19 protein-coding genes and 2 tRNA genes are annotated in these 20880 nt (G+C 72.2%); 15 read left to right on the plus strand and 6 right to left on the minus strand.

What is annotated here, in order from left to right:
* The first annotated feature begins 1 nt into the window (after position 1).
* From ACFYO9_RS25190 to ACFYO9_RS25215, 6 genes are all read left to right on the plus strand, one after another.
* A complete protein-coding gene (locus ACFYO9_RS25190; RefSeq protein WP_358778536.1) occupies positions 2-1060 on the plus strand; it encodes an acyl-CoA dehydrogenase family protein in 1059 nt (352 codons plus the stop codon).
* 215 nt (positions 1061-1275) lie between these two features.
* Positions 1276-1668: a MaoC/PaaZ C-terminal domain-containing protein gene (locus tag ACFYO9_RS25195; protein ID WP_355814789.1), complete on the plus strand. Its 393-nt coding sequence runs from the start codon at positions 1276-1278 to the stop codon at positions 1666-1668.
* A complete protein-coding gene (locus tag ACFYO9_RS25200) occupies positions 1665-2825 on the plus strand; it encodes a lipid-transfer protein (protein ID WP_358778537.1) in 1161 nt (386 codons plus the stop codon). The genes ACFYO9_RS25195 and ACFYO9_RS25200 overlap by 4 nt, the downstream gene beginning before the upstream one ends.
* Before the next feature lie 114 nt (positions 2826-2939).
* Positions 2940-3929, plus strand: coding sequence for a DUF1906 domain-containing protein (locus ACFYO9_RS25205; protein ID WP_355814510.1), 990 nt, complete (start codon positions 2940-2942; stop codon positions 3927-3929).
* Positions 3930-4151: 222 nt separating this feature from the next.
* A complete protein-coding gene (locus ACFYO9_RS25210; RefSeq protein ID WP_355814513.1) occupies positions 4152-4733 on the plus strand; it encodes a SigE family RNA polymerase sigma factor in 582 nt (193 codons plus the stop codon).
* Positions 4734-4903: 170 nt separating this feature from the next.
* Positions 4904-6553 carry a long-chain fatty acid--CoA ligase gene (locus ACFYO9_RS25215; protein ID WP_355814516.1) on the plus strand — a complete coding sequence of 550 codons (1650 nt, stop codon included), beginning with the start codon at positions 4904-4906 and terminating at the stop codon, positions 6551-6553.
* Between the two features lie 97 nt (positions 6554-6650).
* Here the strand turns inward: ACFYO9_RS25215 and ACFYO9_RS25220 are convergent, their stop codons facing one another.
* On the minus strand, positions 6651-8003 hold the full coding sequence (locus ACFYO9_RS25220; RefSeq protein ID WP_358778538.1) for an MFS transporter: 1353 nt from the start codon (positions 8001-8003) through the stop codon (positions 6651-6653).
* A 137-nt stretch (positions 8004-8140) separates the two neighbouring features.
* Between ACFYO9_RS25220 and ACFYO9_RS25225 the strand changes: the two genes are divergently transcribed.
* The gene (locus ACFYO9_RS25225) at positions 8141-8716 is read left to right on the plus strand and encodes a TetR family transcriptional regulator (protein ID WP_355814522.1); all 576 of its coding nucleotides are present in this window, start codon (positions 8141-8143) and stop codon (positions 8714-8716) included.
* 155 nt (positions 8717-8871) lie between these two features.
* Here the strand turns inward: ACFYO9_RS25225 and ACFYO9_RS25230 are convergent, their stop codons facing one another.
* Both ACFYO9_RS25230 and ACFYO9_RS25235 read right to left on the minus strand, forming a co-directional pair.
* The gene (locus tag ACFYO9_RS25230; protein ID WP_358778539.1) at positions 8872-13746 is read right to left on the minus strand and encodes a PAS domain-containing protein; all 4875 of its coding nucleotides are present in this window, start codon (positions 13744-13746) and stop codon (positions 8872-8874) included.
* Positions 13747-13914: 168 nt separating this feature from the next.
* A complete protein-coding gene (locus tag ACFYO9_RS25235; RefSeq protein WP_358778540.1) occupies positions 13915-14370 on the minus strand; it encodes an SSI family serine proteinase inhibitor in 456 nt (151 codons plus the stop codon).
* Between the two features lie 246 nt (positions 14371-14616).
* Between ACFYO9_RS25235 and ACFYO9_RS25240 the strand changes: the two genes are divergently transcribed.
* The 3 genes from ACFYO9_RS25240 (at position 14617) to ACFYO9_RS25250 (ending at position 15848) form a co-directional block, all read left to right on the plus strand.
* A tRNA-Ser gene (locus ACFYO9_RS25240) sits at positions 14617-14707 on the plus strand.
* A 203-nt stretch (positions 14708-14910) separates the two neighbouring features.
* Positions 14911-14983 (plus strand) — tRNA-Arg (locus ACFYO9_RS25245).
* Between the two features lie 181 nt (positions 14984-15164).
* Positions 15165-15848, plus strand: coding sequence for a hypothetical protein (locus tag ACFYO9_RS25250; RefSeq protein WP_358778541.1), 684 nt, complete (start codon positions 15165-15167; stop codon positions 15846-15848).
* Positions 15849-15974: 126 nt separating this feature from the next.
* On the opposite strand, the gene ACFYO9_RS25255 is transcribed toward ACFYO9_RS25250, so the two are convergent.
* Positions 15975-16208: a hypothetical protein gene (locus ACFYO9_RS25255; RefSeq protein ID WP_358778542.1), complete on the minus strand. Its 234-nt coding sequence runs from the start codon at positions 16206-16208 to the stop codon at positions 15975-15977.
* Entirely contained in the window at positions 16196-16378 is a 183-nt protein-coding gene (locus ACFYO9_RS25260; protein WP_358778567.1) for a hypothetical protein, read from the minus strand. Before ACFYO9_RS25260 ends, ACFYO9_RS25255 begins: the two co-directional genes overlap by 13 nt.
* Before the next feature lie 243 nt (positions 16379-16621).
* Here ACFYO9_RS25260 and ACFYO9_RS25265 point away from each other — a divergent pair, with 243 nt between their 5' ends.
* Together ACFYO9_RS25265 and ACFYO9_RS25270 are read left to right on the plus strand one after the other, a co-directional pair.
* Positions 16622-17368, plus strand: coding sequence for an XRE family transcriptional regulator (locus ACFYO9_RS25265; protein ID WP_358778543.1), 747 nt, complete (start codon positions 16622-16624; stop codon positions 17366-17368).
* A 2-nt stretch (positions 17369-17370) separates the two neighbouring features.
* The gene (locus tag ACFYO9_RS25270; protein WP_358778544.1) at positions 17371-17841 is read left to right on the plus strand and encodes an NUDIX domain-containing protein; all 471 of its coding nucleotides are present in this window, start codon (positions 17371-17373) and stop codon (positions 17839-17841) included.
* An 11-nt stretch (positions 17842-17852) separates the two neighbouring features.
* On the opposite strand, the gene ACFYO9_RS25275 is transcribed toward ACFYO9_RS25270, so the two are convergent.
* Entirely contained in the window at positions 17853-18386 is a 534-nt protein-coding gene (locus ACFYO9_RS25275; RefSeq protein WP_358778545.1) for an NUDIX hydrolase, read from the minus strand.
* A 181-nt stretch (positions 18387-18567) separates the two neighbouring features.
* Between ACFYO9_RS25275 and ACFYO9_RS25280 the strand changes: the two genes are divergently transcribed.
* From ACFYO9_RS25280 to ACFYO9_RS25290, 3 genes are all read left to right on the plus strand, one after another.
* Complete coding sequence (locus ACFYO9_RS25280; RefSeq protein WP_358778568.1) at positions 18568-19449, plus strand: DUF2797 domain-containing protein; 882 nt, start codon at positions 18568-18570, stop codon at positions 19447-19449.
* A gap of 139 nt (positions 19450-19588) precedes the next feature.
* On the plus strand, positions 19589-19936 hold the full coding sequence (locus tag ACFYO9_RS25285; RefSeq protein WP_358778546.1) for an antibiotic biosynthesis monooxygenase: 348 nt from the start codon (positions 19589-19591) through the stop codon (positions 19934-19936).
* On the plus strand, positions 19890-20843 hold the full coding sequence (locus ACFYO9_RS25290; RefSeq protein WP_388666581.1) for an amidohydrolase family protein: 954 nt from the start codon (positions 19890-19892) through the stop codon (positions 20841-20843). Before ACFYO9_RS25285 ends, ACFYO9_RS25290 begins: the two co-directional genes overlap by 47 nt.
* Positions 20844-20880 lie beyond the last annotated feature (37 nt).

Below are 20880 nucleotides of genomic sequence, written 5' to 3' on the forward strand. Positions count from 1 at the left end.
CATGGACTTCACGCCCACCCCGGAGCAGGCGGCGGCACGTGAACTCGCCGAGGAGATCTTCGCCGACCTGGCCACTCCGGAACGGCTCGCGGCGGCGGGTACGGGGTCGGACGCCGAGCTGTGGAAGGCGCTGTGCGCGGCGGGACTGCCGGGCGCGGTGGAGGAGGTCGGGCTGCTCGGACTCGTGCTGCTCCTGGAGGAGCAGGGGCGGGTCACGGCGCAGGTGCCGTTCGCGGCGAGCTGTGTCTACGGCGTGCTCGCGGTGGCGGCGCACGGCACGCCGGAGCAGCGGGACCGGCTGCTGCCTCCGCTGCGGCAGGGGAGCGAGGTCGCGACGGGGGCGTTCCCGGCCCGGGGCGGGGTCGTGGCGTCCGCGGACGGGCGGCTGAGCGGCGAGGTGGCGTGGGTGCCGTGGCTGCGGGACGCGACGCAGGTCCTGGTGGCGGCGGCCGACCGGAGCCTGTGGCTGGTGCGGGCGGCCGACGCGCGGGTGGAGCCGGTGGAACTGACCGCACCCTGGGCCGCGGGCCGACTCGTCCTCGACGGGGTGCCTGGGGAGCGGCTCGGTGGGGCGGGCGCCGAACCGCTCCGCGCGGGGCCCGGGGCGTACGAGGACGTGCTGGCCTCCGCGCGCACCGCGTTCGCCGGGTTGCAAGCCGGGGTGTGCGCGGCTTCGCTGGCCCGCGCGGTGGCCCACACGAACGAGCGGGAGCAGTTCGGCCGCCCCTTGGCCGCCAAGCAGGCCGTCCAACTGCGCGCCGCGGACGCCCACATGGACACCGAGGCGATACGGGTGACGGCCTACGAGGCTGCCTGGCGCCACGACGCCGGGCTGCCCTGCGCGACACACGCGCTCACCGCCGCCTGGTGGGCGTCGGAGGCGGGCACCCGCGTTGTCCACGCGGGCCAGCACCTGCACGGCGGCACGGGCGCCGACCTCGACCATCCCGTACACCGGCACTTCCTGTGGGGGCGGCAGTTGGACGCGTACTTGGGGTGCGGCGGCGAAGTGCTGGAGGAGTTGGGCGGGTTGATCGCACGGGACGAGGAGCCGGCATGACGGGGAGCGCAGGTACGCCGGGCAGCGCAGGTACGCCGGGTACGACAGGCACGACCGGCACCCTAGGCACTCCACGCACGACCGGCACCCCAGGCACCCCAGGCACCCCAGGCACCCCAGGCACCCCAGGCACCCCAGGCACTCCAGACACGACCGGCACCCCAGGCACCCCAGGAAGAGCCCCTACCGCCCAAGAAGGCGCGACCCTCCCCCCCCTGGAGATCCCGATCACCCGCACCCTGATCGTCGCCGGCGCCATCGCGTCCCGTGACTACCAGGACGTGCACCACGACGCGGAGTTGGCGCGGGCCAAGGGGTCCCCCGACATCTTCATGAACATCCTCACCACGAACGGCCTCGTGGGCCGGTACATCACCGACCACTTCGGCCCCACCGCCGTCCTGCGCAAGGTGGCCATACGGCTCGGCGCCCCCAACTACCCCGGAGACACCATGGTGTTGACCGGCACGGTCGAGCGCGTCGAACCCTCCCCCGATGGCGACACCGCGACCGTCAAGGTCGTCGGGGCCAACGGCATCGGCAACCACGTCACCGGAACCGTCACCGTCACCGTCACGGCGACCGCCCCCGCGGAGTGGGCCGTATGAGTGTTCGTACGCGCGATCGCCTCGGCGGCAGGGCCGCGATCGCCGGCATCGGGGCGACGGAGTTCTCCAAGGACTCCGGGCGCAGCGAGCTCAAGCTGGCCGTCGAGGCCGTGCGGGCCGCGCTGGACGACGCCGGGCTCACTCCCGCGGACGTGGACGGCATGGTCACGTTCACCATGGACACCAGCCCTGAGATCACCGTCGCCCAGGCGGCCGGCATCGGCGAACTGTCCTTCTTCTCCCGCGTCCACTACGGCGGCGGCGCGGCCTGCGCCACCGTCCAGCAGGCGGCGCTCGCGGTGGCGACCGGAGTGGCCGAAGTCGTCGTCTGCTACCGCGCGTTCAACGAACGCTCGGGCCGCAGATTCGGCTCCGGGGTGCAGCGGCGCGAACCGTCCGCCGAGGGGGCCGCGCTCGGCTGGTCGCTGCCGTTCGGCCTGCTCACCCCCGCCTCCTGGGTGGCGATGGCGGCCCAGCGCTACCTCCACACGTACGGCCTGACACCGGACGCCTTCGGCCACGTCGCCGTGATGGACCGCCGGTACGCGGCCACCAACCCGGCGGCGTACTTCCACGGGAAGCCGATCACCCTGGAGGACCACGCCGCGTCGCGCTGGATCGTCGAACCGCTGCGGCTCCTGGACTGCTGCCAGGAGACGGACGGCGGCCAGGCCCTCGTCGTCACGACCGCGGAACGGGCCCGCGACCTCCGCCACCCCCCGGCGGTGATCGCCGCGGCGGCGCAGGGCGCGGGGCGGGCGCAGGAGCAGATGACCAGCTTCTACCGCGACGACCTCAGCGGGCTCCCCGAGATGAGCGTGGTGGCCCGGCAGCTGTGGCGGAGCTCGGGGCTCGCCCCGGCCGACATCGACGTGGGGATCCTCTACGACCACTTCACGCCGTTCGTGCTCATGCAACTGGAGGAGTTCGGGTTCTGCCCGCCCGGGGAGGCCGCGGGCTTCGTCGCCGAGGGGCGGCTGCCCCTGAACACCCACGGCGGCCAGCTGGGTGAGGCGTATCTGCACGGCATGAACGGCATCGCGGAAGCCGTTCGCCAGGTGCGCGGCACCTCGGTGAACCAGATACCCGGCGCCGCGCGCACTCTGGTGACGGCGGGCACGGGTGTTCCCACATCGGGGCTGATTCTGGCGGGTTGATTCGGGTGGGTTGATCAGGGCGGGTTGATTCGGGTGGGTTGATTGTGGTGGCGGACGGCTGAACTCGGCGCGTCCCTCGCGTGTGCGGCGAGTCCGGGCCCTTTCACTCGCCCTATGCGTCTCCAAAAGCTGATCATTGGACTTGTCCTCGTTCTGACCGCCCTGACCGTGGACCTGACGGCAGCACCACCGGGCGCCGCCGCCGACCCCACACCCGGCACGGGCGGCCCGTCCGGCTGGGCCAGCGCCATCGGCTGGGCCGCGGCGGCCGAAGCGGCCGGTGCGTCGGGTGCGTCGGGTGCGGATGGTGCGTCGGGGGTGTCGGGTGTGTCGGGTGCGGGTGATGTGGCCGAGCTGCCCTGGTCGGGCGCGCGGGCATCCGCGAAGGTGTCGACCTTCAACGGCAAGGCGTTCGACACCTGCAACACCCCGTCCACCGACACCATGCGGCGCTGGCTCAAGTCCAGCTACCGCGGCGTCGGCGTCTACTACGGGGGGCGCGGCCGGGCCTGCAAGACCCAGGCCCACCTCAACCACGCCTGGATGCGCTCGGTGAAGCGCATGGGCTGGCGGGTCCTGCCGATCTACGTGGGTTCCCAGTCGCCGTGCGTCGTCGCGAAGAACAAGCGCCACGTGCGCATCGGAAAGAACCCCGCGGCCCAGGGGCAGCGGGAGGGCAGTGACGCGGTGCGCAGGGCGAAGGCCTTCGGCATCGGGAAGCAGAGCCCGCTCTACCTGGACATGGAGGCGTACCCCTACCGCAAGAAGAGCTGCGCGAGCGCCACGCTCTCCTTCGTCCGCTCCTGGGACCGGCAGGTGCGCAGACAGGGTTACGTCCCCGGCTTCTACAGCAGCGCCGACTCCGGTGTGCTGCACATGGAGATGTCCCGCCGGGCGGGCGTGCGGGACCTGCCCGAGGTGATGTGGTTCGCGCGCTGGCACACCAAGCCGAACCTCTACCGCGAGGCGGCGCTGGGCCGTTCCGCCTGGCACCCGGCCCGGCGCATCCACCAGTACGCGGGCAACGTGAAGGAAAGTCACGGTGGCCGCGCCCTGAAGATCGACCGCAACCTGGTCCACGCCCCGGTGGCACGCATCAGCTGACGCGTCCACCGTGCGGCGGCATCGTGCGGTGAGGCGGTGCGGTGGGGCGGTGTGGTGAGGCGGTGCGGTGGGGCGGCTCTCGGGGGTGAACCCTCAGGGGGACGCCCCGCCTCCTCCACCTGTAGGAGGTGGCGGCAACCCCACTCGTACAACCTGAGGCGGACACCGCTTCGGGACCTGCGGCCGATCCGCTGAAGTAGGGGGCGCTTCTAGCGTGGAGCCATGACCGCATCCATGGTGTCCGTGTGCACCAGCGCATCGAAGGCCGCGACGCGGCGCCCGGGTCCGACGCGCCCCGCCGGGCCCTCCGCGTACCCGTCGTTCGCGTCCTACGTACGGGCCCGCCAGCCCGTACTGCTGCGCACCGCCCGCTCGCTGACCGCGAATCCGAGCGATGCCGAGGACCTGCTCCAGACCGCGCTGACCAAGACGTACGTGGCGTGGGACCGGATCGAGGACCACCGCGCGCTCGACGGCTATGTGCGCCGGGCCCTGCTGAACACGCGCACGTCGCAGTGGCGCAAGCGCAAGGTCGACGAGTTCGCCTGCGACGAGCTCCCGGAGCCCGACGTGGCTCCGGCCGGGGACCCCGCCGAACAGCAGGTGCTCCGCGACGCGATGTGGCGCGCGATCATGAAGCTGCCGACGCGACAGCGGGCCATGGTCGTCCTCAGGTATTACGAGGACCTCAGTGAGGCCCAGACGGCCGAGGTGCTCGACGTGTCCATCGGCACCGTCAAGAGCGCGGTCTCGCGCGCGCTCGGCAAACTCCGCGAGGACCCGGAGCTGACCCCCGTCCGCTGAGACGGAGGATCGCAGTACGCAGGCAACCGCGGTACTCAGGCAACGGTCGGCGATGATCGATCATCCCCTGGACTAGTGACATACCAAGCGGTATGCGCGCAGAATCAGCGCAGCCCCTACTGCCGCGCGGGCGATCTGCCGCGCAGGCGACGTCGCCCCAGGAGGACGCCGTGCTGAGCACGATGCAGGACGTACCGCTGACCGTCACCCGCATCCTCCGACACGGCACGACCGTGCACGGGACGTCGCAGGTCACGACCTGGACCGGCGAGGGCGCCCCACAACGCCGCAGCTTCCGCGAGATCGGCGAACGCACCGCCCGGCTCGCCCACGCCCTGCGCGACGACCTCGGCGTCACGGACGACGAACGCGTCGCGACCTTCATGTGGAACAACGCGGAACACGTCGAGGCCTACTTCGCGGTGCCCTGCATGGGCGCGATCCTGCACACCCTCAATCTGCGGCTGCCCGCGGACCAGCTGACGTGGATCGTCCACCACGCCGCCGACCGCGTCATCATCGTCAACGGCTCCCTCCTCGGCCTGCTCGCACCGCTGTTGCCACAGCTGACGAGCGTCGAACATCTGGTGGTCTCGGGGCCCGGCGACCGCTCCGTCCTCGCGGGCTGCCACGCCCAGGTCCACGAGTACGAGGAGCTGCTCGCCGGCAAGCCCGACACCTACGACTGGCCCGAGCTCGACGAGCGCGCCGCGGCCGCCATGTGCTACACCTCCGGCACCACCGGCGACCCCAAGGGCGTCGTCTACTCCCACCGGTCCATCTATCTGCACTCCATGCAGGTCAACATGGCGCAGTCGATGGGCCTGACGGACGCGGACACCTCGCTGGTCGTCGTCCCGCAATTCCACGTCAACGCCTGGGGCCTGCCGCACGCCACCTTCATGACCGGCGTGAACATGCTGATGCCCGACCGCTTCCTGCAGCCCGCCCCGCTCGCCGAGATGATCGAGTCGGAGCGCCCCACGCACGCGGCGGCCGTCCCGACCATCTGGCAGGGCCTGCTCGCCGAACTCACCGCGAAGCCGCGCGACGTCGGTTCGCTCGGCCAGGTCACCATCGGCGGCTCGGCCTGCCCGCCCTCGCTGATGGAGGCCTTCGACCGCCTCGGCATGCGGGTCTGCCACGCCTGGGGCATGACGGAGACGTCGCCGCTCGGCACCGTCGCCCGCCCGCCGGCCCACGCCGTCGGCACCGACGAGGAGTTCGGCTACCGGCTCACCCAGGGCCGCTTCCCCGCCTCGGTCGAGGCCCGGCTGGTCGGCCCCGGCGGCGCACACCTGCCGTGGGACGGCGAGTCGGCCGGCGAGCTGGAGGTGCGCGGCCCCTGGATCGCCGGCGCCTACTACGGCGGCGCGGGCGGCGAGGTGCTCCGCCCCGAGGACAAGTTCAGCGCGGACGGCTGGCTGAAGACCGGGGACGTCGGCGTGATCACGGCGGACGGTTTCCTGACCCTCACCGACCGGGCCAAGGACGTCATCAAGTCGGGCGGCGAGTGGATCTCGTCGGTCGAGCTGGAGAACGCCCTGATGTCGCACCCGGACGTCGCCGAGGCCGCGGTCGTGGCCGTGCCCGACGAGAAGTGGGGCGAACGCCCGCTCGCCACGGTCGTGTTGAAGGAGAACGCGAGCGCCGACTACGCCGCCCTGCGCGACTTCCTCGCCGGCTCCGTCGCCAAGTGGCAGCTCCCCGAGCGCTGGGCGGTCATCCCAGCGGTCCCGAAGACGAGCGTCGGCAAGTTCGACAAGAAGGTCCTGCGCAGGCAGTACGCGGCCGGCGAACTGGACGTCACGCGGCTCTGACGCGACCGGGACCGACGGAAGCGCGACCGAAGCCGAGGCGGAAGCGCGACCGAAGCCGAGGTCGTGCCCGAGCCGGTCCCCGAGCCGGTGCCGGGGGTCATGCCACCCCGGCACCGGCGGCCTTGCCGCCACCGCGGCGGGCCGGTATCGCCGTGCTCGCCCAGCCGAGCGCGAGCCAGAGCGCGGCCACCGCGCACACCCCCGTCCACCCCCAGTGGGTGTACGCGCTGCCCGCGAGGGCGGAGGCCAGCGCGCCACCCGCGAAACCGGCCACCACATAGGCGGTGTTGGCGACCGCGGGCGTGGAGGTGGTCGTCAGGGCCAGGGTCTGGTTGGCGACGTGATTGGCGACCAGCGCCATGTGCAGGGCCGTCGCCGCCGCGCACAGGGCCCAGAGCGCGCCGCCGCCCAGCCAGAAGAGCGGCACGGAGATCCCGGCGGCGCCGTACGCGTACGAGACGACCTTGGCGGCGCCGAAGCGGTCCACGAGCCCGCCCGCGAGGGGTGCCACGACGGCGGCCGCGAGTCCGAAGAGTCCGAAGAGGCCCGCCGTGGCGGTCGTCATGCCGTACCCACCGGAGCCGCCCTCGGTGAGCAGCAGGGCGAGGGAGGTCCACAGCGCGCTCCACGCCCCGTACATCCCGGCCTGGCGGACGCAGGCCCGTCGCAGGTCGGCGGAGCCGCGCACCACGCCGGGCAGTTGGGCCAGGCCGGCGAAGAGCGGACCCGTGCGGCGGCGGTGCTCCTTGGGCAGCACGGCGGCGGAGGCCAGACCGAGCAGCGCCGTGAGGACGGCGGCGCCGACGAAGACCGAGCGCCAGCCGAAGGCCTGACCGGCCAGGGCGCCGAGCACGCGGGCCGCGACGACTCCCGTGAAGAGGCCGGCTATGACCGCCGCGACATGGCTGGCCCGCCGGTGCGCGGGCGCCCGCTCGGCGACCAGCGGCACGAGCAGCTGCGGCACGACCGTCGCCGCGGAGGCCACCAGGATGGCGGCGGCGAGCGCGGTGGTGCCCGAGGCGGCCGCTCCGAGAACCAGCGCCACCGCGGTCACGAGGGAGAGGACCGCGACGAGTCTGCGGCGGTTCACACGGTCGCCGAGCGGGGCGAAGAACAGCAGCCCCGCCGCGTACCCGAACTGGGCCACGGAGGCGACCCACGCGACCGCCGACGGGGTGGACCCGAAGTCGCGGGCCATCAGGGGGAGCAGGGGAGCGGCCAGATAGATGTTGGCGGCCGTTACGGCGGTGCACACGGCGATGAGGACGAGGAAGACGCCGTGCGGGACGGGGAGCGGGTGCGGGGTCGGAGCCGGGGCCGGGGCCGCGACCGGGGTTGCGGCGGCAGCGGAGGCGGGGGCGGGGGTCGGAGGGGTGGCGCTCTGGATCGGGCGTACGGCTGTTCCGGTCGCCCGGTCGGCGGAGGACGTGGACGGTGCTCGTGAAGGCATGGGCGTGACGACTCCCGCGGACGGAGGGGCGAAGATGGCAACCAACTGGTTGGTTGGACAAAGTCTGCGCCCGCCCCCGCCACGATGTCAAGCAACCAACCGGTTGGTTATTCGAAAGGGTTCGCTACCCTGAGCCCATGGCAGTGAGAGACCCCGAGGCCACCAAGGCGCGGATCTTCGAGGCGGCGGTCGCCGAGTTCTCCCGGTACGGCATCGCGGGAGCCCGCATCGACCGCATCGCGAGCGAGGCGAAAGCCAACAAACAGCTCATCTACGCCTATTTCGGCAACAAGGCGGAGCTGTTCACGCAGGTGCTCGAGAAGCGCATGCTGGACATGGCCGTCGCCATCCCTGTCGACGCCGACGACATGGACGGCTGGCTCGACCGGCTGATGGACTACCACGCCGCCCACCCCGAGTTGCTGCGCCTGCTGTTCTGGGAGGGCATCGAGTACGGCGCGGAGGATCTCCCCGACGAGCCGGAGCGGCGCGCCCACTACGACCGCAAGGTCGCCGTGCTCACCGACGCACAGGAGCGGGGCGTCCTCAGCGACGAGATCCCCGCCCCGCACCTGCTCTTCATGGTCGTCGCGCTGGCCGGCTGGTCCACGGCGGTGCCGCAGATGCGGCGGATCCTCGTCGGGGACGAGGACGCCGACCGCGAGCGGCTGCGCGCCTCGGTCAAGGCCGCGGTGCGCCGCATAACGGCCTGAGCTCGCCGATCCGCTAGCCGTACGCGCGCGGGCCGGCGTCCCTCACGTAGCCGTACGCGCGCGGGCCGGCGTCCCTACGTAGCCGTACGCGCGCGGGTCCGCCGTGCTCCACGCGCACGCATACGCGTACGCGTGCACCCGCATCCGCGTCCGCGCTAGTTCGTGCCGATCTTCGCCAGCAGATCGACGATCCGGCCCTGCACCTCGCTGCTGGTGGAGCGTTCCGCGAGGAACAGCACGGTCTCGCCCGCCGCCAGCTTCGGTAGCTCCGTCTCGTCGACGGCCGCGGTGTAGACGACCAGCGGCGTGCGGTTCAACTGGCCGTTCGCGCGCAGCCAGTCGACGATCCCGGCCCTGCGGCGGCGCACCTGGAGCAGGTCCATCACCACGAGGTTGGGCCGCATCTGCGCCGCGAGCGTCACCGCGTCCGCGTCGCTCTCGGCCCGTGCGACCTGCATGCCGCGTCGTTCCAGGGTGGCGGTCAGGGCGAGCGCGATCTCCTCGTGCTCCTCGATGAGCAGCACGCGCGGGGGGTGCTGTTCGCTGTCGCGCGGTGCGAGGGCCTTCAGGAGTACGGCGGGGTCGGCGCCGTACGCCGCCTCGCGCGTCGCCTGGCCGAGCCCGGCCGTCACCAGCACCGGAACCTCGGCGGCCACGGCGGCCTGCCGCAGCGACTGCAGCGCCGTACGCGTGATCGGCCCGGTCAGCGGGTCGACGAAGAGCGCCGCGGGGAACGCCGCGATCTGCGCGTCGACCTCCTCCCGGGAGTGCACGATCACCGGGCGGTAGCCGCGGTCGCTGAGCGCCTGCTGGGTGGTGACGTCGGGCGCGGGCCACACCAGGAGGCGCCGCGGGTTGTCGAGCGGCTCGGGCGGCAACTCGTCGTCCATCGGCTGCGGCTGGGGCCGGTTCGCGACCTCGACGGCGCCGCCGGGCCCGTCCAGCGGCTCCGGCCCCTCGTCGGCGTCCTCGTCCGGCGCGCCGATCGCGTACGACCGTCCGGTGCCTTCGGTGGCGGACGCGATACGGGACTGTGGGTGCGTCGGGGTGTGGCCCGAGGCGTGCGGCTGGGGCAGCGGTGTCTGGGGCAGCGGGTGCGGGCGTGCGGCCGCCTCGGGACGCTCGTCGGCGGAGGGGTCCGGGGGCGTGCCCAGCCTGCGGCGGCGTCCGGAGCCGCCGAGCGTGTGCGACTGGCCGGCGGCGGTCTGCGCGGTCTGCGCGGTCTGCGCGGTTTGCGGGGAGGCCGGGTGCGGCTGCGGGTGCGGCTGTGGCTGTGGTTGCGGTTGTGCGGTCGGCATGTGGCCGGTCTGGCCCGGGAGAGGCTGGCTCGCCGGGGCCGTCTGGCCCGCCTGTCGCTGGCCCGCCGGGGCCTGCTGAGGCGACTGAGGTGCCTGAGGCGACTGCTGCTGTGCGGGCTGCCGGGGTTCGGCGGCGGCGTCCGGGGACTGCGGCGTGGACGGCTGTCCGGGCTGGGATGCCTGCGGCGGCAACGGAGGCTGCGGGGGCTGCGGCGACTGCGGGATCCGGGGCGTACGGGGCTGCTGCTGGCCACGACCGCCCTGCTGACCCTGTCCGGCCTGACCCGGAAGAGGCTGGCCCGGGGCGGGCTGCTGGCCCTGCGGGGGCTGACCGGCGCCGGGTACGGCTGTGCCGCCACCGTTGCCGCCGCCCTGCGGGCCCCGCTGCTGGTCGGTGATCTGCTGGCCGAACGGCACGCCCTGCCCGAGGGTGCGCACGCTGATCGCGCGCCCCTGAGTCGAGTTGGGGTCCCCGGCCGGGGACTCGGCGGGCAGCGGCTGGGCCGCGCGGGCCTGCGCGCCCTGCTCGGGCGGGAGGGCAGTGCCCTGGGCCTGCGACGGGACGCCGTGCGCCGGAGTACCCGTGGAGTGCGGGGTGCCCTGCGCGGGCACACCGCCGGGCGGCGTCGTCCCGTCGGGCCACGGCTGCGGCTGCGGTTGCGGCTGTGGTTGAGGCTGCTGCTGCGCGGGCAACGGGCCGGCCGCGCCACCCTGACCGCCCGCTCCGGGCCGCGGCTGAGCCTGCGCCTCCCCCGCCCCCTGCGGGCCACGCGCGAGCGCACCCTGACCGGGCACTCCGGGAACACCCTGACCGGGCACCCCGGGTGCAGCCGGAACCGGACCCGAACCCTGCGCCGGCGAGACCGCCGCGGCCGCCGAGACCTGCTCCCCCGGAGCCTGTGCCGGCGCCGCCACCGCCCGCCGGGACCGGCGACCCCTAGGGGCCTGCGCCGGGTGCGGCTGCGGCGGCGTGTGATCGTCGTCCTCGGGCCGCACGGCCGCACCGTGGTGGCCGGTGATCTCCTGCGCGGCCGCGTACTCCTGGCCCGCGGCGTGCCCGGCGGGCGCATACCCCGCCACGTTCTGTTCCGGCGTGCGGTCGGCGGCGGCGGGCGGCAACGCGAAGACCCGCCCGCTGTTCGCCTCCTCCGCGGCCGCCCGCTCCTTCGCGGCGGCCAGCGCGCGCCGCGCCCGCTGTCCCGTGGGCCGCGTGGTCCCGTCGCCGTACCCGGCCTCGACCGCCGCGAGCTCGACACCCGTGGAGGTGCCCGCCGCCTCGGACGGACCCGACGCCAGCGCGGGCAGCGCGTGCTGCTCACCGGCCCGGCGGGCCCGGCGCCCGGACGCTCCTTCGACGGGTACGCCCTGCGGCGGCACCGTCTCGCCCAACGCGGCGGATCCGGCCGCGTGTTCGGCCGCGGTCATCACGGCGCCCTCGGCACCCTCGGCGGCACTCGGCCGCCCACGCCGCCGCCCGGTGCCTCCGGAGGCACCGCCGTACGTCTCCGAAGAGGACGCTCCCGTACCACCGACCCCAACAGCGCCACCCGTACCGGCGCCACCTGAGCCACCCGGGCCGCCGGCGCCACCCGAGCCACCCGCCGGGAGAGCCGTGGGCCCGCCCACCAGGTCCGTCGTCACGGATCCGCCGAGGCCCTCCGGAGCGGCCTCAGCAGCCCGCCGTCCCCGGCGACGCCCCGTACCACCGGACGCACCCGCGCCACCGGCCTCCGTACCACCGGCTTCCGTACCACCGGCCGGCGTGTCCGAAGCCGCGGGCGGAACAGAGCCCTCCGCCCCCGTCACAGAACTGGCCGCCCCCGAAACACCGCTCTCCAGGAAGGAGTCCACCGAAGCCCGCCGGGCCCGCCGACGCCCGCCCCCGGTACCGCCCGAAGCCTGCTCGGGAACCATGACCGCGTGGCCGGGGCCGACACCAGCACCCGCACCAACGCCCGCGCTCCCCGACGCAACCCCCGAACCGTCGTCGCCGCCCTCCGAGGACCCCGTCCCCATCGGCACCTCGAGCACATACGCGCTGCCGCCCATGCCCGGCACCTCGTGCGTCTGCAGCACGCCCCCGTGCGCCCGCACGATGCCCCGCACGATCGGCTCGTGGACCGGGTCGCCCCCGGCGTACGGGCCGCGCACCTCGATGCGGACGACCTCGCCGCGCTGGGCCGCGGCCACCACGATGGTCGAGTCGACGAAGCCACCCGCGGCCGGGACACCGGGGAGCCCGCCGGACGCCCCGACACCCGCGCGCGCGTTGCCGGTCGCGTCGATGCCCGCCACGTCCGCGACGAGGTGGGCCACCGCCGTGGCGAGCCGCTCCGCGTCGGCCACGAGCTCGATCGGCGGCGCGTGCACCGCGAACTGCGCGCGCCCGGGCCCGATCAGCTCGACCGCGCCCTCCACGCCGGCGGCGACGACCGCGTCCAGCAGGACCGTCGTACGGGAAAGCTGTTCGTCGCCCGCGTCGAGCAGCTGGAAGCCCAGGACGTTGTCGACGAGGGTGGTCATCCGGGCGTACCCGGCCGACAGGTGATGCAGCACCTGGTTGGCCTCGGGCCACAGCTGGCCGGCGTCGTCCGAGGCGAGCGCGGCCAGTTCGCGGCGCAGCTCGTCCAAGGGCCCGCGCAGGGCGGAGCCGAGGACGGCGAGCAGCTGCTCGTGCCGCGCGGCCAGCGACTCGTACCGCCTCTCCTCGCGCTCGGCCAGCTCCTCGAAGCGGTCCTTCTCGCGCTCGGCGAGCGCCGCGTACCGCTCCTGCTCGGCGGCGAGCTCCTCGGCCCGCTGCTCCTCGGCGGCCTTGGTCTCCTCCGCGCGCCGCTCCTCGAGGGCCCGCACCTCTTCCTCGCGGCGCTCCTCGGCGGCGCGCAGCTCCTCTTCGTGCCGGGCGAGGGCGGCCTCGTACTTCTCGTTCAGCTCGTCGTAGGGCCTGCGGTCGGTGAACGTCATCACCGCGCCGACCAGTTGGTCCCCGTCGCGCACCGGCGACGTCGTCAGGTCGACCGGCACCTTGGCGCCGCTCTTGGACCACAGGACCTGCCCGCGCACCCGGTGCTTGCGGCCGGAGCGCAGCGTGTCGGCGAGCGGGGACTCCTCGTACGGGAAGGGCTCGCCGTCGGCGCGCGAGTGCAGCACGAGCGGGTGCAGTTCCTGGCCGCCGAGGTCGCTGGCGCGAAAGCCCAGTATCTGGGCGGCGGCGGGGTTGACGAGGACGACCCGGCCGTCGGTGTCGGTCCCGACGACGCCCTCGGCCGCGGCGCGCAGGATCATCTCGGTCTGCCGCTGGGAGCGGGCGAGTTCGGCCTCGGTGTCCACCGTGCCCGAAAGGTCCCGTACGACCAGCATCAGCAGTTCGTCACCCGTGTACCCATGGGTGTCGTACGCCGTCCTGCCGTCCTCCAGCGGGGAGCTGGTGACCTCGACGGGGAACTCGATGCCGTCCGTGCGCCGGGCGGTCATCCGCGTCGGCTTGGTGCGCCCGCGCTCGTCGATGGTGTCCGGGCGCCGCATGGATCCGGGGATGAGCCGGGAGTCGAACCCCGGCAGCAGATCCAGCAGACCGCGCCCCACGAGCGCGGTGCCGGGTGCCTCGAACGCCTCCAGCGCGATGGCGTTGGCGTTCACGACGGTGCCGTTGGCGTTGACGAGGACGAGCGCGTCCGGGAGCGCGTCGAGTATGGCTGCGAGGCGAGCAGCGCCTCGGGATGGCCTGCTGCTCACGACGACGCTTCCTCCCTGATGTACCGCTTCTTGCCGACTCGCTCAGGCCATCTTGCCCCTCGACCCGTGGCGTGTCACGGGAGGGAGTCTACGGGGAGTGGTTGTGCGCGCGACGCCGGATGAGAGGGAGGTCGCACGCAGAACATGTGAGTTTTCGGTAGCCCCTGGTCACGCGGAGGTCGCGGGCAGCACCGGTACGAGGGCGTTCCACCGCGAGATCTGGCAGCCGTCGGTGCGGCTGTAGCGCGCGTCGACGGGCCGTCCGGCCCAGGTCCCGCGGATGTGCGCGGTGGCGGGGCCGCCGTACTGCATCGTGCACATCGCGTTGCGCGGCACGGGCGCGAACGGATCGGTCCCGAAGACGGTGACCTCGTCGAGCCGCGCACACGCGTCGGCGGCCTCCGGGTGGTTGCCGCCCGTCGGGTGGCACTTCAGTACGTACGTCCCGTCGCCCCCGCCGGCCGAGTCGGTGACCGTGACGGTGAGCCGGTCGACCGGGGCCGTGGCGGGGGCGGGGGCGGGGGCCGCGGCCGGGGTGCCGGCCTGGGCGGCGGCGGGCAGGCCGGACAGCGCGGCGACGGAGACGGCGACGGAGGCGGCGGTGAGGGCGAGGCGGCGCAGCATGGGGGCTCCACGGTGAGAGGGGCGAGGGACAAGAGGCCGAGGCTCTACCGCTCTAACGCCGCGCGCGGCACGACGTTGCGGTGCGGAGGAACGCTTTTGCCCTGCGGGCCGCGCGACCAGTACCGCGGAGGAATGCCTTTGCCCTGCGGGCCGCGCGACTAGTACCGTGGAGGCCGCGATTGGTGACCGGCCGCCCGGCTGTGTCATCATCTGCACGCACCCCGCGCTCGCGCAGGTGTGCAAGCTGGAGGCGTCGCCTAGTCCGGTCTATGGCGCCGCACTGCTAATGCGGTTTGGGCCTTAAAGCCCATCGAGGGTTCAAATCCCTCCGCCTCCGCAGCTTGATCCGAAGCCCCGGTCCGTCTGGACCGGGGCTTCGGTGCGTAGGGGCGCGGGTCGGCGCATACGGGTGTTTCCCCAGCTCACAAGGGGTCGGGCTAACGGATTTCACATGGCGGCGGCAGTCATGTAATGTTCTTCCTGTCGCCGCGAACGGGCCGCAAGGCCGGGAAGCGAAGACAGAAACAAAAGAAAAAACAAGCACTCGTAGCTTAACGGATAGAGCATCTGACTACGGATCAGAAGGTTGCAGGTTCGAATCCTGCCGAGTGCACAGCAGCCCAGAGGCCACGTGGAGAAATCCACGGGGCCTCTGGCTTTTTGCGCGGCATCGGCTCCCTACTCGTGGAGGAGTGGAGCGCAGGTGCTGCGCAGGTCGTGAAACTGACCCTCCGGACGCCGGCCCGGACGCACGGCACCTCGAAGGACCCCCGGACCGACGAATACCGTGGGGTATGCACAACGACCACCACGACCTCTCCTGGATCGGCGAGCACGCCTACGTCGACACGCCGTCTCGCGACACACCAGGTATGCGTGACGGGATCTCGTTGACCGCGATACGCGGCATCGACACGTCCGCGTGGCTCGACCGCCTGGGCGCTGTCACGATCGGTACGCCGGTCGCGTACCGGGACTACACCGTCCCGGACGACGTCGAAGGGTCGCTCGCCATGGTCGGCACCAGTGGCGACTGGTCCTTTGTCCTGGAGGACGGGGACGCGGCCACAGTGTTCCTGTCCCAGTTCGACGACGAGGACGTTCTGTCGCGTGGAGGAGAGGAGATGGTGTGCGTGACGCTCAACCGCCACGATGCGCCTGCCATGATCCTCTACTCCTCTCCGGCCGATGACCGGATGGCCTGGTCGGCTGAGTTCGGCACGGCCTTCCTGGACGGATACTCCGCGCTTCCCGAAGACACCGCGGCCCGCCTGTCCGTTCTTGACGACGGACTCGCTGCTCACGGTGCCGTCCATGCCCGGCTCGCTCCTCCGGTCCGTCCGTGGTCGCAGATGGACCTGTCGGACTGGGCGCCGGCCGTGTATCGGGCAGTCGGCTGCCTGTCCGGCATCCGGATCGACCGGGATGACGTCGAACAGGGACGGCTGCCCGCGGTGGTACTGCCGGAGCTCGTGTAGACGCGACCAGGCCACAAAGAGGGGAGGGGCGGCACGCCTGGCTGGCTGGCCAGGCGCTGTTGTGGCGGAGGGTTCAGAGAGGCAGTGGGCCCGTGAGCCGCCCAAGCCACACGACGGTTCTGTGCGTCAAGTTCCCCTCCAGGCTCGCCAGGGGCGCGTGATGATCTCGCGGTAGGTGTGGTGGGAGGGATGCTTGCCGCAGTGCTTCAGGACCCAGTCCTGCGGCTTCGCCCAGTCCTCGCTGACCGGTGAGGTCTCCTCGTCCACAGCGCACTGCATGGCGTAGGTCACCGGCTCCGAGTCGGGTTCGAGGGTCCATGCCTCGTAGCTCAGGACGGCCCGAGGGCTCACAGTCCCCACCGCCCGTTGGCGATCGACACCTTGGAGCTCAACTCCTCGGACTGGGTGGGTTGTCGGAGCGCGTCAGGGGGGACGTCCCACTCGGTGCCCCCATGGGACGGCCGGAGCTGTACGTAGGGGCCCACATGTCCCATGACTATGCCCGTCTTGCCAGTGCGCGTATCGAACATGAGGGTGCCGACAGCCGGAAGGGACGCGTCGTCGATCACTTCTGCCTCCTACTCGCCGACGGAGCGGACCGACTTCGAACCGGAGCGCTGCGTCACCCGGTAAGCAGTCGGTCTCCACCCGTGCTGGTGCACAGAAGCATCGGGTCAACAGAGGGGACCTAGGAACAACCCCCAAACCCCACTTCGGGACGTCCCGCATCGGGTAAGCGTCCCTAGTGCCGTCCCGGGACTCAGGGGGAACTCATGCAGAACGAGAGACTGCGAGCCGTCATGGCGGCCGGAGGCTGGACGTACGCCGCCCTCGCGAAGGCTGTGGCAGTCGACCCCAAGTCGGTCGAGCGATGGGTGAACTTGGGCCGTACGCCGCGCCGTGCCACAGCACTAGAGGCGGCTGAAGCCCTAGGAGAAGACGTGCACGCACTCTGGCCGGCGCTTCGGCAGGCCCGCGCTGCCCGCGCGATCAGCCCGGAACTTGTCGCCCTCTACGAGCAACGAGCCGACCTCCCCGTATCCACGTTCGTGGACATGATGACGCAGGCCCGCGAGCGCATCGACGTACTGGTCTACGCGGCCGTCTTCCTGCACGAGGCGTACCCGCGGCTCAACGACTTGCTCCGCGAACGAGTCGCCGAGGGCTGCGCGGTACGCATCGCGGTGGGTGACGCCGACAGCTCGAACGTCCAGGCGCGCGGCCAGGAGGAGCGGTTCGGCCACGGCATCGAGACCCGGTGCCGACTGGCCCTGATGCACTACCGCCCGCTGGCCGGGGTATCCGGCATCGAGACAAGAACCCACGGGACGATGCTCTACAACTCCTTGTACCGCGCCGACGACCAGCTGCTGGTCAACGCCCACGTCTGGGGAGTGAACGCCTACGGTGCCCCGGTGTGGCACCTCCGCCGTAACGGCGAAGGCGGCATGTTCGACACCTACGGGCAGAGCTTCGACGCGGTATGGGCGACGGCGAAGCCGGTACAGCAGGAGGAGTGACCATGGCGCGCACCGAGTACTACGACGACCCGAACGCCCCGAAGCCGAACAGCATGGTGGTCGCGGCCTCAGCGGTCGTCACCGATGAGCAGGGGCGCATCCTGCTTCAGCGCCGCCGGGACAACGAACTCTGGGCGTTGCCGGGAGGCGGCATGGACCTCACCGATTCTCTGCCCGGTACGGCGGTCCGCGAGGTCAAGGAGGAGACCGGCCTCGACGTCGAGATCACGGGCCTGGTCGGCACGTACACCGACCCGAAGCACATCATCGAGTACACGGACGGCGAGGTCCGGCGGCAGTTCAACGTCTGTTTCACGGCTCGGACCGTCGGCGGTCGGCTCGCGATCTCCAATGAGTCGACTGAGCTTCGGTTCGTCCGCCCGGAAGAGCTTGAGGAGCTGCCGATGCACCACACGCAGCGGCTTAGACTCCGGCACTTCTTGGAGCACCGCGAGCGCCCGTATCTCGGGTGACCTGCGGCAGATCAGCGGATCGTGTCGTCCATGAGGACGTAGAGCAGTCCGACCAGGGAGCCGCTGCTGACGATCTCGCGGCGGTCGATCATGCCCCGCACGTCGGCCAGCGGGATCCACTCCACCCGGTCCGACTCGTTCTTCTCGGTCGGCGGTCCTTCGTACGTCGCCCCGTCGGACCGGAAGACGTGGTGCTGGGAGTCGGTGATGCCGTTGGCCGGCTCGGCGTAGATCAGCGGCTTGAGCGGACCGGTCCGCCAGCCGGTCTCCTCCAGCACCTCGCGCGCGGCCGCTTCGGCGGGGGTCTCGCCCACCTCGACCAGGCCCATCGGCAGCTCCCACGCCCAGGCGTCCGTGATGAAGCGGTGCCGCCACATCATCAGAACCTCACGCTGCTCGTTGACCACGGCCGCCACGGCCAGGTGCCGGAGCTTGACGACATGGTGCTCCCAGCGGTTCCCGTCCGGGGTCTCGATATCGGTGAGCCACACGTTCACCCAGGCGTTCTCATAGATCGGACGTTCCCCGTGGATCTTCCACTGCATCGCTGCGGCCCCTCTCGATCGGCCTCCAGGATCGCAGAACGTACCTCCAGGGCAGCAGAGTTCGGCGGTTTAGCGTCCGCCTGACCAATATTGGACACAGTGATCCGCTGCGCCACCTCCCCCATCCTGGCGGCCTACGCTCGGCGTCATGCGTTGGTCGGGTGTGTGAGGGGTGGCGGTGGTGGCTTGGCGGTGTGTGGGGGTTGGGTGGCCGGAGGGGAAGCCGGTGTTGCGGTGGGCAGGGGGGCGGGGCAGTGGGCTGGTGTATGGGGGTTTCATCGGGTTTCGGGTTGTCGGGGAGCGGGGGTGTATTGGGGCGCGGGGGAATCCTTGTCCCCTGCGGGCCGTCGTGGTGGGTACGGCCACGCAGGCTCGGTGTTCTGAATGTGCGCGATTGGATCGGATTTTTTCCGTGGCTGCGGATGGGGTTCCTGATGATCCGCGGACCTATCGGGTCTACCTCGCCTGGTTCGGGCCCGGGCTTCTGAAGGTCGGGATCACCGCCGAGGAGCGGGGTGCCGTGCGGCTTCTGGAGCAGGGGGCCGTGGCGTTCTGCTGGCTGGGGCGGGGGCCGTTGATGGCGGCCCGGCGTACGGAGGAGCTGCTGCGGGCCGCGCTCGGGGTGCCGGACCGGGTGCCGTACGCCCGTAAGCGGGAGGTGCGCGGGGCGCTGCCCGTGTGGGCCGAGCGGGCGCGGGAGCTCGCGGAGCTGTACGGGCGGGCCGTGGCCCTCGACGGGTGGGCCGAGACCCTGGAGCCGGTGCCGTTCGAGGCCGTCGATCACTCGGAGGCCTTCGGCATGGCCGACGGCGGGGGCGCGGCCGGGCACCTGGTGATGCGGGAAGCCGTCGACGGTGGCGTCGTCGCGGGGCGGCTCGTCGCCGCCGCCGGGCCCGATCTCCATCTGCGGGTCGCGGGCGGAGACGTGCTCGTCGTCGATACGCGGCTGCTCGTCGGGTGGGAGCTGGTGGCCGCCGACGCGAGCGCCGGCGTCAGCGTGCCGGTCCGGCCGATCGCGTCGCCGCCGGGTGGCGGCGGGGTCGAGCAGGACGGGCTCTTCTGACAGGGGGAAGGGAGTAAGGCCCGGTCTGCGGGCGTGTGCATCCGCTTCGTTGACCGAATGGTCAATTCCGTTCGACCGTTGGGCAAGAGTGTGCGGAAAGGGGTGGACGCGGGTGTCACGCGGGCCCGAGTGTGACGTCATGAGCGATCACACCCAAGGTCCTGTCGGTCCCTTCGAACCGCCTTACCACGTCGTCGTGTTCTCCTCCCTGCGCACCGATGGAGACCGCGGATACGGCGAGACCGCCGACCGCATGGACGAACTGGTCTCCGAGGTACCGGGGTTCCTCGGCGTCGACTCGGCCCGCACGCCGGACGGCCTCGGCGTCACCGTCTCGTACTTCCGCGACGAGGAGGCCATCCGGGCCTGGCGCAGCGACCTGGAGCACCGCGCGGCGCAGCGGCGCGGGCGCGAGGACTGGTACGAGACGTACGTCCTCCATGTCGCCAAGGTCGAGAGGAGCCACGGCTTTGTGCGGGAGCGATAGCGCGAGCGCCATAGACGGAAGCGGAGACGGCGGCGACGAGGCTGTCGCCGTTCGGCGGTTCTGGGAGCGGCTCGGGGTGCCCGGGCTCGTCGACGTCCACACGCACTTCATGCCGGAGCGCGTGCTCAACAAGGTCTGGGCGTACTTCGACTCCTACGACGCGACGGGCGCGGTGCGGTGGCCCATCACGTATCGGCACGAGGAGGAGCGGCGGGTCGCGCTGCTCGGGGAGTTCGGGGTGCGGGCCTTCACCTCGATGGTCTATCCGCACAAGGCGGGCATGGCGGAGTGGCTCAACCAGTGGTCCGCCGACTTCGCGCGGCGCACGCCCGGGTGTCTGCACACCTCGACGTTCTTCCCCGAGCCGGGCGTGGACCGGTATGTGCGGGAGGCCGTCGAGGCGGGGGCGCGAGTCTTCAAGTCTCATGTGCAGGTGGGGGGTTACGACCCCAACGACGTGCTGCTCGATCCCGTGTGGGGGCTGCTCGCCGAGGCCGGGATCCCGGTGGTCATGCACTGCGGATCCGGGCCCGAGCCCGGCAAGCACACCGGGCCCGAGGCGGTGGCCAGGCTGCTCGCGCGGCATCCGCGGCTGCCGGTCGTCGTGGCGCACATGGGCATGCCGGAGTACGGCGAGTTCCTCGGCCTCGCGGAGCGGTACGCGGAGGTGCGGCTCGACACGACCATGGCGTTCACCGACTTCAGCGAGGCACTGATGCCGTTCCCTGTGGCGGAGGCGGGGCGGCTGGCCGACCTGGGGGACAGGGTGTTGCTGGGCAGCGACTTCCCCAACATCCCCTACCCGTACCTGCATCAACTCCAGTCGCTGGAACGGCTCGGGCTCGGTGACGCCTGGCTGCGGGGGGTGTTGTACGGGAACGGGGCCCGGCTCTTCGGGGTCGGGTGACCCCTGGCTCGAATGACCCCAGGCCCGGCGTCGGGTG

The organism is Streptomyces sp. NPDC005863 (assembly GCF_042871345.1).
GTDB lineage: Bacteria > Actinomycetota > Actinomycetes > Streptomycetales > Streptomycetaceae > Streptomyces.

Coding starts and splice junctions, on each gene's coding strand:
- ACFYO9_RS25290 (WP_388666581.1), top strand. CDS start 19,890: ATGTCGCCAAGGTCGAGAGGAGCCACGGCTTTGTGCGGGAGCGATAGC.
- ACFYO9_RS25285 (WP_358778546.1), top strand. CDS start 19,589: ATGAGCGATCACACCCAAGGTCCTGTCGGTCCCTTCGAACCGCCTTAC.
- ACFYO9_RS25190 (WP_358778536.1), top strand. CDS start 2: ATGGACTTCACGCCCACCCCGGAGCAGGCGGCGGCACGTGAACTCGCC.
- ACFYO9_RS25205 (WP_355814510.1), top strand. CDS start 2,940: ATGCGTCTCCAAAAGCTGATCATTGGACTTGTCCTCGTTCTGACCGCC.
- ACFYO9_RS25210 (WP_355814513.1), top strand. CDS start 4,152: ATGACCGCATCCATGGTGTCCGTGTGCACCAGCGCATCGAAGGCCGCG.
- ACFYO9_RS25225 (WP_355814522.1), top strand. CDS start 8,141: ATGGCAGTGAGAGACCCCGAGGCCACCAAGGCGCGGATCTTCGAGGCG.
- ACFYO9_RS25250 (WP_358778541.1), top strand. CDS start 15,165: ATGCACAACGACCACCACGACCTCTCCTGGATCGGCGAGCACGCCTAC.
- ACFYO9_RS25220 (WP_358778538.1), bottom strand. CDS start 8,003: ATGCCTTCACGAGCACCGTCCACGTCCTCCGCCGACCGGGCGACCGGA.
- ACFYO9_RS25200 (WP_358778537.1), top strand. CDS start 1,665: ATGAGTGTTCGTACGCGCGATCGCCTCGGCGGCAGGGCCGCGATCGCC.
- ACFYO9_RS25270 (WP_358778544.1), top strand. CDS start 17,371: ATGGCGCGCACCGAGTACTACGACGACCCGAACGCCCCGAAGCCGAAC.
- ACFYO9_RS25265 (WP_358778543.1), top strand. CDS start 16,622: ATGCAGAACGAGAGACTGCGAGCCGTCATGGCGGCCGGAGGCTGGACG.
- ACFYO9_RS25275 (WP_358778545.1), bottom strand. CDS start 18,386: ATGCAGTGGAAGATCCACGGGGAACGTCCGATCTATGAGAACGCCTGG.
- ACFYO9_RS25235 (WP_358778540.1), bottom strand. CDS start 14,370: ATGCTGCGCCGCCTCGCCCTCACCGCCGCCTCCGTCGCCGTCTCCGTC.
- ACFYO9_RS25260 (WP_358778567.1), bottom strand. CDS start 16,378: ATGTTCGATACGCGCACTGGCAAGACGGGCATAGTCATGGGACATGTG.